The sequence below is a fragment of the bacterium genome, from assembly GCA_020440705.1.
Taxonomy (GTDB): domain Bacteria; phylum Krumholzibacteriota; class Krumholzibacteriia; order LZORAL124-64-63; family LZORAL124-64-63; genus JAGRNP01.
In genome coordinates this window covers 1-592 of the sequence record JAGRNP010000323.1, presented here as the reverse complement: position 1 = coordinate 592, position 592 = coordinate 1, and the positions used below count along the sequence as shown (strand labels likewise).

The following is a 592-nucleotide window of genomic DNA, read 5'->3' as shown; positions in this document are numbered from 1 at the left end:
TCGGCAGGCGGGACGCGGGTTCGGGCGCGCCGTCGGCGCCGGGGACGAGCGTCGGCAGCCCGTCCTCGAGCGTCGCCTCGAGCGAGCCCGGGTCGCGGTAGTGGGCCGCGGTGTACTCGCGCACCACCTTCGCGGGCTCGCCGCTGCACGCGACGCGTCCGTGCTCGAGCCACATCGCGCGGTCGCAGAAGCCGAGGATCGCGGACGGGTCGTGCGAGACGAGCACGACGGTCGTTCCGCGATCCTGCAGCTGGCGCACGCGCAGCAGGCAGCGCTGCTGGAAGAAGGCGTCGCCGACGGCGAGCACCTCGTCGACGAGCAGCACGTCGGGGTCGCTCGCCATGATCGCGCTGAACGCGAGGCGCAGCGTCATGCCCGTCGAATAGCGTTGCACCGGCGCCTCGAACGCGTCGCCGAGGCCGCTGAACGCGCGCACTTCGGGAAGCGCGGCGCGCGCCTCCGCGCGGCCGCGTCCCGCGAGCATCATGAGCAGCAGCGCGTTCTCGCGCCCCGAGAAGCGCGGGTCGATGCCGGCGGCGAGGTCGATCAGTGCGGCGACGCGGCCCTGGACGTGCACGTGGCCCGAGGTCGG

At 74.3% G+C, this 592-nt stretch carries 1 protein-coding gene; it reads right to left on the bottom strand.

Annotated elements, in window-relative coordinates:
• Positions 1-592, bottom strand: a 592-nt coding sequence (locus KDM41_18605) for an ABC transporter ATP-binding protein (GenBank protein MCB1185435.1), incomplete at both ends; no start/stop codon positions are given.